Below are 17164 nucleotides of genomic sequence, written 5' to 3'. Positions count from 1 at the left end.
CCGATCAGATTTCGTACTCGACGGCACTGACGTAAACCAGTTGGTGAAACACTTCATTCTCAGTGAAGCGGCAATAACGCAGGATCTGCCGGGCCAGGTCCGGGAACACCGGAGCCCCGATGGCACCGATCAATGCCATGAACGGCAGGATCCGCTTGCCCAGCAACTGACGGTCGCGCGCGGCGTTGATCACGTCCGACAACAGCACCGCCAGCCCCTTCATGCTGAAGTGATCCACAGAGGTCACTTCAAACCAGCGCGCCACGAGGATCTTGATCGCGGCCGCATCCGCCGAGCTCACTTTCAGGCTGTCGCCGTCCACGCGTTCCCGTTCGGCCTGCGCCGCGAGCTTGACCAGCACCTCGTTGAAGGTCTGTTCACGCCAGGCAGCGAATTTCTCGACGTCGAAATCGTCGGTGTCCTGCTCCGGTGCGATCAGCGCCAGATAAAAACGCGCACTGTCTGTACAGGCTTGCGCAACAAGATCCCGCGCCCAGATGGCGTAATTTCGGCTGGTGGACAGGTTCTTGCCGTTCAGTGTCAGAAACTGGTTGGTGTAGAAGGTCTGGCGCATGCGGTAGCCGTGCATGGTCTGCAGCAGCGACGGATACACCATCATGTGACTGAACGCGCAGTCGTATCCCAAGAAGTGCACCAGCCGACCTTTGCCGGATCGGCAGTATTCGTCGTACTCCCAAGGCGCGTGCTTGTACTCGTTCAGGTATTCACGGAACGCCGCCAGGTAGCCCGACAGCCCCATGACCCAGGTGTGGATGCGCCGGCTGCCATCGGGCTTGAGGTCCAGACCGCCGTCGTGAGGGCGGGTGATGCCCCAGTCAACGGGCCCAATTTCGAACTCTTCATTGAGGAAGCGGCGGATGAAAGGCCGCAGCGGCGCGTGTTCGAATGTGTTTTTCAGATGACTGCGGAAATTCGACAGCGCCAGAAACTCTCGCTCTACAGGGCGCCAGATCATCTGCGCGCTGCACAGCTTGCAGCGGAACTGGGACATCTTCGAGGCATTGGGCGTGTGCGCGCATTCTTCGCACTGGCTGGCGTCGGAGTCGGAACCGCAGTGATCGCAGTTGCCGCGCCCGAACGCTTCGTAACCCCATTTATCGCAATGCTCGCAGTAGGGTTCCTGGCTGACTTTCTTGTAGATCGCCCCGGCCTTCACCGCGAATTCGTACATCTCTTCCACGGCTTTCTTGAAGTAGTTGTTGCGGTACGGCCGCATCCAGAAATCGACCCGGATACCCATCTTCTCCAACGTGTCGTTGATCTTGTCGGTGTTCTCCAGCGCCAGCTCTTGCGGCGGGCGATCCAGTTCAATGCCGCGGCGAAGCATGTAGGACTGGTAGTCGTCGGAATAGGAGACCAGCGTGCAGTCGTGGCCGCGCTGGCGCTGTGCGCGGGTGTAGATGTCAGCGGCCAGGAATGGACCGGCCATATGACCGATGTGCAGGTCGCCGTTTGGCGTCGGCGGCGTGATGGTGACAAGCAACTTACCCATTACGAAGCCCTCTGATCGGACACGTCGTGAATCGTCGCCTTCTGCAACGCAAACTCATTCAGGGCGACAGCTTGCTGGGCGTCTTCGTCAAGGAAGCGGTTGGCGGAATCCCGATCCCACCACACCACGTAAAAATGAAAGTCCTCGTCGGTGTCGTTGAGCACATAGTGATCGGTGTGCTTGGGAATAGCGGCGATATCGCCCATGGTGAACGGGTAAGTCTGATTCCCCACCACCAACTTGGCCGTCCCTTTGATACCGATGAAAAATTCCTGATCAATCTGGGTATGCGACAGCGATTTGGTGTGTGGCCGGACCACACACCAACCGCCGCCAATCGGCGTTGGATAGCCATCCCACGGCAAGAGCCTGGAACCGTCCAGATCATATTCATGAACCAGTTTGTCCCAGGCCATGGGGCGAAATATTTGGAATTCAGTCATGAGGTTCTCCTTCAGCCCGGAGCATCCGTGCTCGTTGTTTATCGGCGTCAGCGAATACCGATCGACGCCTGCCGGTTGAGGGATAAACTGAAGAAAATCGCACAGGCGAGCAAACTAGAAATACGCAATCGACGGTTAAGTCTGACTTAACCGAACTTTGCTTAATCGGGAGATTTATCAATCGTTTAAGTCATTTTATGGATGATTGTGCTGCGCCACCGGACACTAAAGTACGACTTAACTCAGTTGATAAACAGTGAATAAACAGAAGACAGAACGAGTCTTCGGGATTTCATCGTCCAGCAGTAAGTGTGCTGGCGATGGCGTCCGGTCAGACGCAACCTGGCCGTTTGAATAATCGCGACCAAGTGCAAATCCAGTGTGTATGCAGATCAGCGCGTGGTGAATTCCCGCTGGCTGGCGATGGCCTGAGACACCAGCCAGTCGCGAAATTGGCGGCTCGATTTGGGGAGAATGGCGGTCTCGTCGTAAACCAGGTAGTAGGCGATCGGCGTGTCGATAGTGGCGCGAAACGGCACGACCAGGCGCCCAGACGCGAGTTCTTCGCGGATCAGCGAACGACGCACCAGCGCGATGCCCATCCCCGCCAGAGCGGCTTCGATCACGCCATTGGAGTCGACGAAGACCGACCCTCGATGCACCGCGGCTTCAGCATCTTCGATACCCACTGCACGCAGCCACAACGCCCAGTCTTCACGGTGCTCATCGTGCAGCAGGTTGTAACTCTTCAGGTCGATGGGCGATGACAGATATCGAGAATCCGGCAGCAGGCTCGGGCTGCATACGGGTTGCAGCCGGTCATTGATGAGCATTTCCACCTCAAGCCCCGGATAGCGGCCCAAGCCGTGCCGCACAGCAAAATCGACGCCGTCGCCCAGCAGGTCCACGAGCCGGTTGGTCGTGCTGATGAGCACTTCGATGCCTGGGCATATGGCCTGGAAGTCCGGCAAACGCGGCAGCAGCCACTGCATCGCAAATCCGCTGGTGCAACTGACGGTGATGGTATTCGGCCCGTTGTCGTTCATCAGTCGCTGGGTGGCATCGGAAATCTGTCCCAGCGCGGGGCGAATCGCCCGCAGGTAAATCTTGCCCTCAGGCGTGAGTTCCAGGCGCTTGGTGTTGCGGATGAACAGCGTGACACCGACGGCCTTTTCCAGTTTGGCGATTTGCTGGCTGATCGCCGCCGGCGTGACGAAAAGCTCCCCCGCCGCGCCTTTCATGCTGGCATGACGCCCCGTCGCTTCAAAACACAACAGCGCGTAAAGGGGCGGGAATTTCATGCCTGTCCTCAGTTAAGAAAATCTAATGTGCGTTAGAAAAGCTCGCTTGAGCACGGCTTCAGACACTGCTCAAATCATCACACCCCGCCTCGACAAGCGTCAATCGACAACTTTACGGCGAGGGTCAACGATGTGATTCAAAGGGAAGTGCGATGAAATTATCCGACTATGTTCGACTACTTGTACTCGCCGCCATCTGGGGCGCAAGTTTTCTGTTCATGCGCGTTGCCGCCCCTGTGCTCGGCGCATTACCCACCGCATTCTTCCGCGTATTACTCGGCGCCATCGGTTTATTGGTCATTCTGGCCATTTTGAAAACCCGCCACGAATTTCACGGAAAACTCAAAGCGACGCTTATTCTCGGCGTAATCAACTCTGGCATTCCTTTTTTGATGTACAGCATGGCGGCAATGTTACTGCCCGCCGGGTACTCGGCGATTCTCAATGCCACGACGCCGTTGATGGGTGTGTTGATCGGCTCGATGTTCTTCAATGACTCGCTGACGCCGAAAAAAGCGGCAGGTGTACTGACCGGTCTGGTGGGCATCACATTGTTGACCACCACAGGGCCAATGACCTTCACCAGCACCGTCGTGATGGGCGCCCTGGCGTGTCTGGTCGCGACCAGCTGCTACGGCGCCGCAGGATTCCTGACACGTCAGTGGATTGCCGACAAGGGCGGACTGGATGCGAAGCTGGTCGCGTTCGGCAGTCAGATCGGAGCAACGTTATTCCTGGCGCCTTTCTTCGCCATTTCAGCAACGGTCAATCCGCCCGCCAGTTGGGGTGACGCAACCGTCTGGATGTCGCTCGCTGCAGTCGGTTTCATCTGCACGGCCTGCGCCTACATCTTGTACTTCCGGTTGATCGCCGACATCGGACCTGTTCGCTCCTTGACCGTGACATTCCTGATTCCGCCCTTCGGCGTGCTCTGGGGCGTGATGTTTCTTCACGAAAGTCTGTCTGCCGGGCACCTCTACGGGGGCGGGCTGATATGCCTGGCGGTCTGGTTCGTGCTCAGCAAGAGCAAGCCCAAGCCCGCAGCCCAAGCGCAGGACACGCCTGCGACCACGTGATTCAAAACTTACCCACAGTTGCTGATACGCAGTTGTCTGGTGGCGTTGACCAGACGGGGCATGGTTGTGCCTCGAAAAGGCTCGCCAAGGACATGAACAGGCTTTCGGAAGACCGATATGGCAACACACACAAGCGCGTTGATCCCTCGGCAAATGGGCTGTGAGACTTCGGCGGAGTATGCAGGATGAGCAGAGCGATCCCGTTGATAGCCCTTCGCACCTTCGTGGAAGTGTGCAAAGTCGGCAGCATGAAGCGCGCGGCTGACCATTTGTGCGTATCGCCTGCTGCCGTGAGCCAGCAGATCAAGGGTCTGGAAGATCAAATCGGCAAGCGCCTGTTCGAGCGCGACGCCAAGGGCATTCAACTGACCGCCAGCGGCCGTGGTTTGTACGACGAGCTTGCAGACACTTTCGACGTGATCGAGAAAGCCTGGTCCGGCGCGTCGCTTAAACAGACTCGACAGACCCGCCTGGTCATCAGCACGACCTCCACTATCGCCAGTTCCTGGTTGATTCCCGCTTTGGGCGATTTCAAGGCACGCTGCCCGAACGTCGAAATCTCCATACAGATCTGCAACGGCTTGTCGGACCTCAAGCACGGGCATGTGGATATCTCGATCCAGCGGGAAATGGCCGCCAGCCCGGACAACCACGCCACCCGGCTCTGGTCATCCTATCTCATCCCGGTTTGCAGCCCCGACCTGCTCAGCAAACAGCGCAATATCGAGAGCCCGCAGGACTGCCTGACTTTTCCTCTGCTGCAAGACACCGAACGCAACTATTGGAAGGTGTGGATGAATGCATTCGGGATGAATAATCGCAAAATGATCCAAGGTTCAAGTTACGGCGACGAATCCCTGTTGATAAGTGCCGCCTGCGCGGGGCAAGGCATCGCCCTGGTCAACAACGTATTCGCCTCAGAAGCCCTGCAATCCAAACGCCTGGTGCAAGTCACCAATGCTACGTCAGAGCTGAAATTTGACTATTTCGTGTACTGCGCAAAAGAGCGGCGCGAGGAATGGGCGATTGTCGAGTTTATGAAATGGGCGGTGTTACAGGCAGGAAAAACAGCGAACGGGCCGGTACGCGAGGTGGGACAGGTCGCATGATGGGTTTATCCACAGGTGAATGAAAAAACCCACCTGATGGTGGGTTTTTCGTTTGTTCTTCGCTAAATAAGTCGGTGACAAATAATGACGTATTTGTTGACCGAAGTCCTGCAATCGTCACTGGCTTAGCGAAAAAAAGCAGGTGACAACTTCGGATCTGATCGAATTTCTTGAGAAAAGCTTCCTAAAAAAGAAGGTGACAATCCGATTGAGCTTGAGCAAAACCGGAGCACCTCATCGTCAGTTGTCACACGTTCATGAAGGAGATAACGCATACCACGTGAAATCGCGGGACCTTCGAGGCGGCAAATTTCTCGAAATGCGAAAAGCGCCGGTTCACAACATGAAAATCGGATCATGATCTATTTACACGAAATTTTTACGACCTATAATCTCGTTTATCGAAACCCGAGCGCAATGAAATGACCCTAAACCCAGATGCTATTGCTGCTTTGTTGATTGCTGAAGTCCCCCGTGACCTTGTGATGGGCGTGGAAGACGCCTTTGTTGCAGGTGCACTGCGAGCGCATGCCATAACAAAGGACGTCAGGAAGCAACGCAAGGTAGCGTTGGGCCATATGCGGCATATCGAGATGAATGAGCGGTTCAGTGAATTGCTGGAAGCAGCCAATGCTGAACTCGTTCCTGTTCAAGGTAACCGAGTAATCGTGGGTAAGGTCGGTATGTTCAAATTCACCCGGCTGAATATGAACACCACCAAATGGAATCATGCGAGCCGCAGCACCATTCGACGGGAGCTTGCCGAGGCCAATCAGGCGATGAGTGAGCTGGCTCAACTCTCTCTCTTTGGATCACAAAAGGTAGAGGGTGGAGCATTCTTCTTCGTCTCGAGGTTCAGCGGCTCACTCAGTCACCAGCCTGAAAAGCCGCTGCAGATCTACATTGCGGTGCCGACCCCCAAGATGGACGGTTGGCTTTTCCGAGAGCCGTTGGCGCAATTTCTTGAGCGGTATGACGCGGCGCCGAAACAGATCGACAAAGCAACAGTGACACTCAAAACGAACCTCATCGAGCGCGGAGAGCAGGAAGAAACATGAGCCGGGGCATTAAAGATTTTCAGCCAGGCCGCCTGATCCAGGCTTTGGCTGCCCGCGCCCTTTCGCAGGTACAACTCGCTGCCATGGTCGGAGTTTCCCCGGCCACTATAAGTAAGTGGAAATCGGGACAGCAAGCTCCCGAAGCGGAGGCTCTCACGAGCCTTTCGAAAGTGATTAATGTAAGCCCTGAGTGGTTTACCAGACCCCTTCCTCAGAAAGGGTCACTTCCTTTGTTCCGAAGCAACGCCTCGGCCCACGTGGCTGCACGTGCGATGCTTGAAGCTCGGCTTGAATGGACGCAGGACATCGTCTTGGCGATGAATGAGTTCGTAGACTTTCCGGCTATCAATCTGCCGGTAAGGTCATTTACAGACCCACAACAAATCGCCAATACCGATATCGAGGAAGCAGCCGATGAATGCCGGGAGATGTGGAGCCTAGGCCGGCGAGCCATTCCAGATCTTGCTCTTGCAGTTGAAGGAGCCGGGGTCATCCTGGTTCGGGAAGAAACGGGAATTGCTCCGATTGAAGGGCTATCGGCTTGGAGTTGCGCACTCCAACGTCCGCTGATCCTGCTTTCAGCCGATAAGGCGAACAGTTTTCGAAGCCGTTTCGACCTCGCTCATGAGCTCGGTCATCTGATTCTCCATAAAGGCATTGATCGTTCGACTGACCCTGATCGCTACAAGTTGATGGAGTCGCAAGCTCACCGATTTGCAGGGGCTTTCCTCCTGCCAGCAGAGACTTTTGCAGCAGATGTGAAGATACCGGTCACGCTAGATAGCCTACTGCTCCTTAAGCAGCGCTGGGGCGTTTCGGTCGCCGCCATGATCATGCGTCTTGAGGCTCTGAAGATCATCGACGCCGATGAAAAGCTTCTACTGTTCAAACGGCGTTCCGCCAGATGGGGTGCAAAGTCCGAACCAGGTGACGACTCCCGTGTACCTGAACAGCCTCGTTTACTAAAACGCACAATTGAGCTGCTCTCATCATCTGGAGTGATGCCACTTGAATCCGTCAGTGGGTACATCGGTCTGGCGACGAACGATGTTGAAAAGCTAGCCGGTTTACCCGAGCACTATCTTTCGGGCAAAGCGTCTGTGTTCCATCTGGCGAAGCTGAAAAATATGCTTGCAAGCGATCCATCCATCAAGTCTGGTGAAGCTGTCGTACTTCCCTTTAATCGGAGCAGATGAGCTGCGTCTGGTTTGATTCGTAGCGGGCCTCCATGCCCGCTCAGTTATCCGAAAATGGATGCCGCTTAGAGAAGATGCTGAAGCTCCTTTAGCGCTTGCAAGAAAGTGGATTAAAAAAGCCGGTGAGTTTGCTCTCACCGGCTTCTTCATACTCAAACGTCCTTACGTACAGGCAGGGCAGCTCTCAAGCCCTGAACCGTCACATCGTCCGCAGAGGCTGTCGTTTTCATCCCCCCCTTCTCCGGAACCATGACACAGCCGGCAGGTAACTTCCTCTGTTCCGCCGCAGATCTGGCAGTCGTCCTCGGATAGCGAGCCTGTTCCATGGCAAGGCATGCAGAGAACCGAGCCTTGACCGCCGCAGTGGCCACAGGAGTCTGCGTCAACCGCGCCTTCTCCCTCGCATCGGTTGCATTCACGCAGTTTTTCGGCATCCGGATCGTACCAGCAGCCGTCACCGCCACAGTCTGGGCAGGTAACCAATGCCCGACCTCCTTGGCAAACAGGGCAACTGGTGTAGCCGTCTACGCAGTGGGGGCAAGCGATAAGTCTGGTCATGTTATTTGTCCCCATTGCCACGTTGCTGAGCGTTGTGAAGATGAGCTGCCTGTGCAGCGAGACGGTGGCCTGTCACTGACCCAAAATGCACAGCGTTCAGAAAACAGCCACGGGCCTGCTCGTACCGCTCTGTCCTCATTCCGATATCGCCCAGCGCGAGGAAGGCACGCTTACGTACCTCATCGTTATCTGGATTTTTTGCAGCCCGCTCGTACCAGTGGACTGCTTTTTCAACATCCTTGTACGTGGTAAATGCGTCGTGATGGCTCTCGTCGTGGATGTTGCCCATCTTGAGTGCGGCTGCCGCTAGTCCTAGGTCGGCGGCCTGCTTGTACAGCCTCACAGCCTCGTTGAGATCCTGTTGAACGTGTTGGCCATTCTCGAACATGTCCGCAAGCCAGAACATGGCCATAGGAAGACCGTCCTTGATTGCCTCGTGGAGCAGCTCCTCTGGTTTGGCAGGAAGTGGAAAAGCCTGAGGATCGGTCAAGAACAGCTCGATCATCTCGACTGTCGCTTCTGGGTATCCGCGCATGGAGGCTTGCCCGTAGAGCTTGAAGGCCTTCTGGATGCTTTGCTCGATAGGCCCGGCACCTTGATGGTACATCTGAGCCAGCCTGAATGCTGACATCGCACATTTTCGCTTGTCGCCTTTGCGCAGGAAAGACGCCGCTTTGTCCCAGCGTTCTTTACGCAGGTAGTAGTTACCTAGTTCGGACGGCGCATCGGAGTGATTGCTATTGAAGGCTCTTAGCATCCAGGTCAGGCCCTCTTCTTCGGTATGCCCGAAGTACTTACCCGCTGAGCAATAGAGCAGTCCCAATTGCATTTTGGCGTCGGCGTAATCCTGTTGTGCGCAGGCGAGCAGGTCGCGCTCTACCATCTGCAGGCGATCTTTGTGAAGGATCCCGGGTTCGCCGAGCTTGATGGCTGCCATGATGCCACCAAGCAAATAGACTGCGGCATCGGTCACGAATTCGAAGCGCTGTCGAGCTTCCTCAATGAGGTGATCCAGAGAGATGTCGAAGCGTTCTAGACAGTAGGAGTCTACGTCCGTGCCCGCACGCCGGAGATCCCCGACCGAATTACCGTCAGGCAGAATCAGATAGTCCGAGTTGAAGGCGCGATTTTGCTTATGCTGCTCACGTTGTTCACGAAGCCAGCGAGGGATACGAGGGGAGGATGATTGGGTCATGATTGCACTCTGATTTTAGACAATAGTTAACACAAGCCCTGCCGCATGGGGGCGGTGCTTTATTCACTAATTGTCTGGCCAGTGCATCATGGGGCGGGTGCGGCTCAGATCCCGTGTCTTGTGGCCTACGCGACTTGCCTAGCATAGGCATCTGTGATTTCGTGTCAATACCCTGCGCAAGGTGGCTGCGAAAATTGTCGTCCGTAGGCCCTCAGAGCTGAATGGCCGAGCGAAACTGCTTGGACCGAGATAAATATTCGGGACGTAACAGAAAGGGGATAAACGGTTAATGAGTGCGACAAATTCAATCCGTGGCGCCGCCGCTGCGCAGCTCGGCTTCGACTATCAAGTTGATGTATCGATCCTCGCCGCTTTCCAGCTTCTGCTGATCTCCAAAGCCGCTACCCGCTTGGTACTTGAACCCGCCAACGAGGAGGATCTTGAAGTCGATCTCGAACCCTCCGTTCCGGGACGAATGCAGCCAAGTGCAATGGTCGCCGGCGGTTATAAGCTTGTAGTGCAGGTCAAACGCAACACAGGTGAGCCTTGGTCAATTGACGATTTCGTAAGGCTGCTGAAGCATGGTTCCGACAAGCCTGGCGGCCGTCGTGAGGCTCTTCACCATCTTGACGATCCCGACACACGTTATCTGCTCGTCACCACTGCCAGCGTGAAAGGTGTCGCACGCGGCCTCTTGGTTCAAGGTTTTGAAGAGGCGCCTGACAAGGGTGAGTTTCCCGACATTCTCAAGGACACGCTCAAGAAGTCACCAGAAGGCCGAGTCGCAATCTGGGGCGGCCTTACGGAAAAATACCTCGCTTCCGTGCTACGGGAACTGATGTCGGACCTACTACACGTACCTCGGCCGAACCAAGATAGCCTTCTCGCCAAGCTGCGCTCTGAAGCAAAGCGCCGCACCCGTGGGGCAGTACCCGGAGTTTGGACCCGCGAGGATCTCCTGGCGATCGTGCGTGAACATGACGGGTTCCTCTCGAGCCTTGCTAGCCTAGAGAATTTCGTCCCGCCAACGAACTTCCACAACATGGTTGAGCAACTGACAGACAAGGGAGCCATCGTGATCCGTGGCCCGTCGGGCACGGGCAAAACGCAGGCCGCACTCAGATTATGCGAGCTCGCACGACAGCGCGACGGAAGCTTAGAAGTGGTAACACTCGGCTCCGACGACACTCCGACCAGTGCGAGGAAGCTCATCAATCACGGACCGACGCTTTTTTACATTGAGGACCCGTGGGGCCAGTATCGCCTGCGAGAGGGCGCAGATAGCTGGACCGAGCAGCTACCTCGCTTGCTAGCTAAGGCTTCGTCAAACCATCAATTTGTGATCACATCGCGTAGCGACATCATGGGCAAAGCTCAAGAAGTACTGAGTCAGTGGTCTGTCGAGCTAGATGCCGCGCAATATCGCAGCGGCCAGCTTCGCGAAATATATAACAGTCGCATGGACCAGCTCCCGCCGGCTTTGCAGCCAAAGGCTTACGCGTTTCGCAAGGCTGTGCTGTCCGAACTCGAGACCCCTTTCGAGATTGATCTTTATTTTCAGCAGATGGCGCAGGGGCCCGAACTTGAGGAGAGCGATCACGAATTCTCCCGGCGATTACTTGACCATGCTCATCGAGACGCGGTGGGCGGTGTTGTCGTAAGAGCCCTAGAGGCCAGCGATACGTCGGGAATTGCAGGTATCGTTTGGGCTTTGCTAGCTGCCCGGAATCAGTTTGACAGGAGCCAACTCGGTCCTCTGCAACGATCTTTGCGCCCACTAGATCGCGATCTGGGCGAGGGCTTAGACAAGTTGATTGATCGTATGGTCGCGGCACGTCACCTGCGCCAGCCGTTCCGTACAATTTCCTTCACCCATTCGAGCGTGCGACAGGGGGTCGAACTCTTTCTAACTAGTCACTGGCTGCGCAGCGAGTGCGCGATCCAGACCTTGATCTTGGCATTGACACGTCTGCCCGTTGAAAATCGCGTCTGGGGCATGGAAACCGCTGCTCGCGTCTTTGAGGCGACACGCAACTTCGTCGCGCAACGTAAAATCGATGCCCCTTTCCAAATAGACGAATCCAGCCAGTCCGCCATAGATGCCTGGCTAGACGAGGGCCTAATCGACCCAGTCTCGGATTTCCCCAATCTACTCGAGCTCGCTTCAGAAGTCGGCTCAAAGGCGTCGATACCGAGCCGCGTAGCCTATTGGCTGCTCAAAGGAACTCAGCGCGGCGCATCGCTCTTCATTGACAACTGGAAATCACCCGTGTTTGACGACGATTGGTACGCCGGGGTTTCGGCAGACCCGCGCTCCGCCGTGATCGCCGCTCGCTTCATCCGAGAACAGTTGGGGTTCGAGCGAGGGAGTTATGGGGATCAGTTTGCCGCACGCCTCGACCGTATCGCACCTAATCTCACCCCAGCCTATCTGGATGCGGCTCGACGTATGGTCGGCAACGGCTACGAGACGAACGCGAAAGCGGTCGCTACGGGTGCGATCCGAGATCTGGTCAGCTACGAAATTATTGTTGATTCCGCGCTCGATGACCTCGTCGCGATTGAGCGCGGCTATGGCCTATCCTACGCGGAAAAGTGGCGTGCAATTGAGGATGGTGAGTGCGACGCTGCTGTCGAAGAGGCGATGCAATGGAGCCACGAGGAAGATGGCTACACCTCGGGCGTCTTCATCGAGGTTTATATTCGGCATCTGCGCTCCGTTGGAGCCTGGAAGGCGATTGCCGAGCATCCCCGCATGGCTGAGTTGGTTTTCCGCTGGGCACGAGATCTGCGCTTGAACAACACTCATACCTCGCCTGCCGAATTCGACGCTATCGTCACGTGTGCTAAGGGGCTTGATGCCGAACCCGAGGTCTGGGAAGCACTCGGGCAAAATTGGCTGCCTGAAGTCGTTCAGAGGCTAGCGAGAAGGATTGCGGATGGTGTGATGGCAGTCGACCTACGCAAGGCACTCTCTGAGACTGCATTAGCTCGTGTGCCAGGTCTTCTGGTCAACGAGATCAAAAACCTTTCCGCTAAGCCTAGCAAGCAGCTTATGTTGCTCGCCGATATCGACCGCGCCAGCTACCAGATCAATGTCGAGGATCGAGCGGCAGCGCGGAAACAGATCACCGACCACCTTCCTGTCGAGCTAGTCGAAATCATCAGTGCTTTCCCGTCGGACCACAGTGGCCCTGGGAGTGTGGGGCCTAACGCGCTCAAGATCCTGACCGAGAACGTCCTAGGACTAAATTCGGAAACGCTTGGCCTAGTCGTGCCAGTGATCGTTGCGAATGGTGGCGATGCTGCGCCGGGCGTCGAGTTCTGGCTCGCAATCGCGAAGAGTAAGGATGATGCTCTCGCGGCGACTAAAGTGGCGATTGAGATCGGCGACATCGCGCTGGTCAAGCGCTCGCTGCGGCACAATCGGGCGGATGCCCGGCACGCCGCGCTCCTCCACCTTGCATCATCCTTGTCAGATCCGCTGCCGGCATCCCTCTTGACTTTGTCATCCGACCCCAGCGCAAGAGTACGGCGTGCACTTGTTTCGGTCATACGCGAGAGGCCGCATCCCGATCACCAGAAGACACTTCTAGGATTGGCGTACGACCAATGGTCGAGTGCCGATTACCATACCTCGGTCCGAGACACTTACACCATTGCCCAAGAGGCGGTGATTGCTCTCGCAAACTATGCATCTTTGGTGGATCCCGTCGGCGAAATGCTACTTGATCTTGCCAGCACAACTAGCGACAGAACTCTCAGCCAAATCGCTCTGATAGTCGCAGCGAATAAGTGCAGCTCCAGGATCCAGCAGAAGATCTCGAACCTCGTCAGTCTCAGAGAGTCACGATGGATCCGCCTCGATGCTCTCGTAGCGCTCGCCGATGCGGCAATCCTCGACCCGAGCGTCACCGAGCATCTAGCCCCAACCTTTCTGACTGATTTGCCGCCGATATTGGCCACTCACGCAGCCCATTTAGTCGGCGCGCACGCTACCTCCGACGTCGCCCTGAAACTTTTCACTAGCGTTGCTAGCGTCAACCGTCGCCAAGTCCTACTCCTTGTCGGCGCAAGCGCAATGGCAACACGTGATCGTAAAATCGCCGATCAAATTCTAGACCTCCTCGAACCCGGCCACCCTGCGCGCCGGATACTCGATACATCAGAGCTGCTGCCGTTCTCGGTCCTCGACGATTTAGGCTCGGTTGCGCTGCGGGAGTACGCGCGTAAGCGGCTAGGCGAGCGTATCTCGGAATGAGTCGGGAGCGAGAAAGGCACCTGTTACCATTTGAGAACCTACAAGTGCTCCGCTCCTTCCGGAAAATTTAATGCTTCGCTCTCTTTGACTCTCAGCATTGGCTTTTGTCATTTGCCATCTAGAACTGCCACGGGTAGACCCATAGTACGTCCGGCGAACTCACCCTCCGAACTCCATCGCCCTTATGCTTGGGATCGGAGTAGGTGAGCTCGCCGTACGCTTACAAACGTTCGCCTGCACAATCCAAAAAGCGTTAGTGCCACTGGGCTACGACCAAGTCTGACACGGATCTCCGTAAAGATTCATCGCCAAAGCTCGAGAAGGATCACCACTAATTTCCATGTTGGCATCATAGCAGGCCTGAATGGCGGTCTTGCCTGACTTCCAGTACTTTAGGAACTTTGGCGCCCAGCTGGCTGCGACCATTGCTTCGACCGGCCAAGGCGAGGCAATGACCGTCGAACACCCTTTAGAAAGAAGCTCCTTAGCCAAGCCACTCGTGGTGTTAGCATCCGGCACCTTGTCCGAGCGGCCACCGCTGCAGACAAACAGCACCGCCACACGTGAGTCGCGAACAGCTGTTGCAACCACATCAGCAGGGATTTTCAGCGACCCCTCATCATTCAAGGTATGGAAGTAGTTGCCCTCAGGGGAGACCTGTCCATGGGCCGCTATAAACACCAAGTCCGAGCCTGCAAGCGTTGCGGGCGGCTGATTGCTGGTATCCAGTATCACTCCGTATTCCGCGAACTCCCCTCGCAGATAACCGAGTAGCACGTTGAGGGTCTGCGTCTGATCGCCTGCGTTGGATATCCAGGCGTACAGTCGCGGCGCGGCAGCAGGACGGCGGCTGAACGACTCTGCGAGCCAAGCCATGGACGGTGCGGCACCAACAGGTTGAGAGGCTCCGAAGAAGCCATTGTTGGTCCATAACAGATTGCTCGGCATCGAACGCAGCTCTGACTCCATCACGACTAGAGTTGCGCTCGACGGGAGTGTCTGCCATTTGCACTCGGCTAGAGACTGTTGCATTGCGTGCTCCTTTTCCCAATTCTGCGTTCCCACGTCCTTGCAGTAGTCATATGGGTACAACTTAGACCATCTCTTGAAGCTGTCGTAGCTGAACTCCTGCTCTTCCACGAGAGTGAACTGGCCGCCCTCATACCTGAGGGAAACTAGCTGACCGAGGTTGTCGAACGCGGCCAGCACCAAGGCTATCCCACGTCCACGCAGATGTTCGGCTACCTCCACAATCTTCGAAGGGGACACAAACGCGTAGGGGGGTCTTGGATGCATAGTCCATCCCGGAGCGGCGACGCCTCTGTCGGCCAGAAGCTCAAAAGGCAGCAAGAGCTCATCAGGCTCTACGCTATTGCGTTCAAGGGTCAGCACCATCCTGGCGGCGACCGTCAGCTGCATTGAGTCATATGCGGCATCGTTGGCGAACTTTGCAGGTTCTACAGACGAGTACTGCGTCCAAAGGGCGCCAACAGGATCCTCGCTGTCCATTAGCGATTGGACGAACGGCTTTGATGAAAAGGTATTGCCAGCGAGTACCCTCATCGTCTGAGCTGCGCTATCCGGGAGCTTAACGTTGAAGGTCTTGGAAAGCTTGATGAGCTGACCAAGCAGAGCCATCGCTTGGACGCCGTCCTCACCGCTATCAAGCGCCTCCTGACCAGCTTCGGCGGCACGCAGGAGCAGATTAGGGATCTCGTCGGCTCGGTCTGGAAGATCGCGAACAACCCTTTCAAGTTCGATAGTCAATCTGACATGAAGCTGCTGGTGTCGATGCTTGTCATAGGTTCCGCGGGCCTGCAAGGCCTTGTTAGATATCTCAAGTGCGTCCAAAGCATGGTCAAGCAGTCCAGACTCCCTAAGCAGCCGTACCCAAAGGTTGATCTCATTGAAGCTGGTCAACGGTGTCTGCCCAATATTGGGGCCCGCAATAGCACACGCAAAGGCAACCAAGCTGGTGCGACGGTCCTGAAGACGGCTGTAGACATCGGCCATGCTGAACCATGCGGATTGAGCGCGAGATTGTGAATCACCGCATTGAGAGAGCTGCTCCTCGCAGAGGTCTCGCGCCTGCTGCGCGTACCCAGCGTTACCTAGTCGCGTCATCGCTACCCGGAACAAGACAGTAGTGAAATCAGGCGCAGACGTATGGGGCGCAATACCGCATCCAAGAAGAAGCCAGTGCTTCAAGAGGTCTACGTCCTGACGTGACTCAACTGCAATGGCCCCCGAACTCATCATCGTACAGATGGTTGCCATACAAACGTCTGGATCGATCGAGATCAACTCGCGTGGAAGTTTGGTTTTGCCAGGGATGCATGGCTGACGATCCATAAGCCATTGCGTGCAGATTTCTGGGATTTTGCTCTCTAGTAGCGCCTCCTTCGAACTTGACGCCGGATACGTGTTTGGTCCTAGGATGAGTCCTCCTTCATCAATAAGATTGAAGACAACCTTCAAGAGGAGCGGGACCCCAATGTCGCCACTACGTTCTACCGACAGCAACTCTATCAGGCGCTGTCGAACGTAGCCGTGCTGCGGTCGGACCGCCAAGTACCCAACGATCACCTTGATGATGTCCGCAACCTTGCTCTCAACCAACGAGAAGTCAATTGAGCCTCTTCTCAGCAGAAATGCGTCGAGAACGGCCAACAGTTCCCTGACTTCTTCCTCATTCTCCGATTCCACGAGCAAGATTCCGACATTGATCGCAGCCACCACCTCATGTCTGGCAAGCAAGTATCGAAGAATGGCCAAGGGCACCAGCTTGCCAGATGACCGTTCAGCCAGTATCACCATTGCTTCAGTATCAAGCGAATCAGAATCGGCCAGCAGCTGCAGATGGTAGAGATGCTCGCGCGAGCTCATGAAATCGGGATGAAGCACAGCTGCTGCTTCGGCGAATCGTTCGTCGGCTAATGCCCGCTGCAAGACCAAGTTCCGGACACCGCTCTCGGAGGGGTGTTCATTGATCATGCGTCCCTCGAATTGTGCCCGAAGATTCGCATCGCCAATTCGTTCGGCGATGCGGGAAGCAATATAGAGAGAGCCCAATAGGAGGGCATCATCGACGACTCTGTCTAGCAAGCTTTTTGCGTCAGCGTCAGCTCCAGCGTCCGCACACACATGGGCCAACCGCAGCAGTACCTCTGGTTCGGGATCGGCCGGAAGTACCAGGCTCTTGACCTCTCTATAAGCGTGTTCCGCCAAACCAGCAGCATGAAGCATTTGAATGGCTACAACCTTAGTATCCGCCTCGTCTCCAAGCCCCAGACTACGGAGATGCGCGAGGGCTGCCCCGACCTCTCCATTTGCCAGCATCTGATCGCACAAAGCAAGACCCTGCTGAATCCTCGACTCCCAATTGGAATAGCCGTTTTCCTGACTCATAGTTATTCTCCAGAACCTTCATCCTTGCAGCGTGAGCGTACGGGGA

At 55.9% G+C, this 17164-nt stretch carries 10 protein-coding genes; 5 read left to right on the top strand and 5 right to left on the bottom strand.

Annotated features, from left to right (window positions below; genetic code table 11):
* Positions 1–4 precede the first annotated feature (4 nt).
* The 3 genes from QRN36_RS03575 to gcvA form a co-directional block, all read right to left on the bottom strand.
* Complete coding sequence (locus QRN36_RS03575; RefSeq protein ID WP_285422840.1) at positions 5–1513, bottom strand: methionine--tRNA ligase; 1509 nt, start codon at positions 1511–1513, stop codon at positions 5–7.
* Positions 1513–1956 carry a cupin domain-containing protein gene (locus QRN36_RS03570; RefSeq protein ID WP_285422839.1) on the bottom strand — a complete coding sequence of 148 codons (444 nt, stop codon included), beginning with the start codon at positions 1954–1956 and terminating at the stop codon, positions 1513–1515. Before QRN36_RS03570 ends, QRN36_RS03575 begins: the two co-directional genes overlap by 1 nt.
* Before the next feature lie 392 nt (positions 1957–2348).
* Positions 2349–3257, bottom strand: a complete 909-nt coding sequence (gene gcvA, locus QRN36_RS03565; RefSeq protein WP_285422838.1) for a transcriptional regulator GcvA — start codon at positions 3255–3257, stop codon at positions 2349–2351.
* 152 nt (positions 3258–3409) lie between these two features.
* Between gcvA and QRN36_RS03560 the strand changes: the two genes are divergently transcribed.
* The 4 genes from QRN36_RS03560 to QRN36_RS03545 all read left to right on the top strand — a co-directional run bounded on the left by QRN36_RS03560 (position 3410) and on the right by QRN36_RS03545 (position 7696).
* Complete coding sequence (locus QRN36_RS03560) at positions 3410–4333, top strand: DMT family transporter (protein ID WP_285422837.1); 924 nt, start codon at positions 3410–3412, stop codon at positions 4331–4333.
* Positions 4334–4518: 185 nt separating this feature from the next.
* Positions 4519–5442: a LysR substrate-binding domain-containing protein gene (locus tag QRN36_RS03555; protein WP_285422836.1), complete on the top strand. Its 924-nt coding sequence runs from the start codon at positions 4519–4521 to the stop codon at positions 5440–5442.
* 422 nt (positions 5443–5864) lie between these two features.
* Positions 5865–6500 carry a hypothetical protein gene (locus tag QRN36_RS03550; protein ID WP_285422835.1) on the top strand — a complete coding sequence of 212 codons (636 nt, stop codon included), beginning with the start codon at positions 5865–5867 and terminating at the stop codon, positions 6498–6500.
* Positions 6497–7696, top strand: coding sequence for an XRE family transcriptional regulator (locus tag QRN36_RS03545; protein WP_285422834.1), 1200 nt, complete (start codon positions 6497–6499; stop codon positions 7694–7696). The genes QRN36_RS03550 and QRN36_RS03545 overlap by 4 nt, the downstream gene beginning before the upstream one ends.
* Positions 7697–8255: 559 nt before the next feature.
* Here QRN36_RS03545 and QRN36_RS03540 read toward each other — a convergent pair.
* A complete protein-coding gene (locus QRN36_RS03540; protein ID WP_285422833.1) occupies positions 8256–9449 on the bottom strand; it encodes a tetratricopeptide repeat protein in 1194 nt (397 codons plus the stop codon).
* Between the two features lie 289 nt (positions 9450–9738).
* On the opposite strand from QRN36_RS03540, the gene QRN36_RS03535 reads away from it, so the two are divergent.
* Positions 9739–13710: a hypothetical protein gene (locus tag QRN36_RS03535; RefSeq protein ID WP_285422832.1), complete on the top strand. Its 3972-nt coding sequence runs from the start codon at positions 9739–9741 to the stop codon at positions 13708–13710.
* 267 nt (positions 13711–13977) lie between these two features.
* On the opposite strand, the gene QRN36_RS03530 is transcribed toward QRN36_RS03535, so the two are convergent.
* Complete coding sequence (locus QRN36_RS03530) at positions 13978–17118, bottom strand: CHAT domain-containing protein (RefSeq protein WP_285422831.1); 3141 nt, start codon at positions 17116–17118, stop codon at positions 13978–13980.
* Positions 17119–17164 lie beyond the last annotated feature (46 nt).

The organism is Pseudomonas sp. efr-133-TYG-103a (genome assembly GCF_030209235.1).
Taxonomy (GTDB): Bacteria; Pseudomonadota; Gammaproteobacteria; order Pseudomonadales; family Pseudomonadaceae; genus Aquipseudomonas.
The sequence above is the reverse complement of the archived record's forward strand: the minus strand, read 5'-3'. Positions and strand labels throughout refer to the sequence as shown.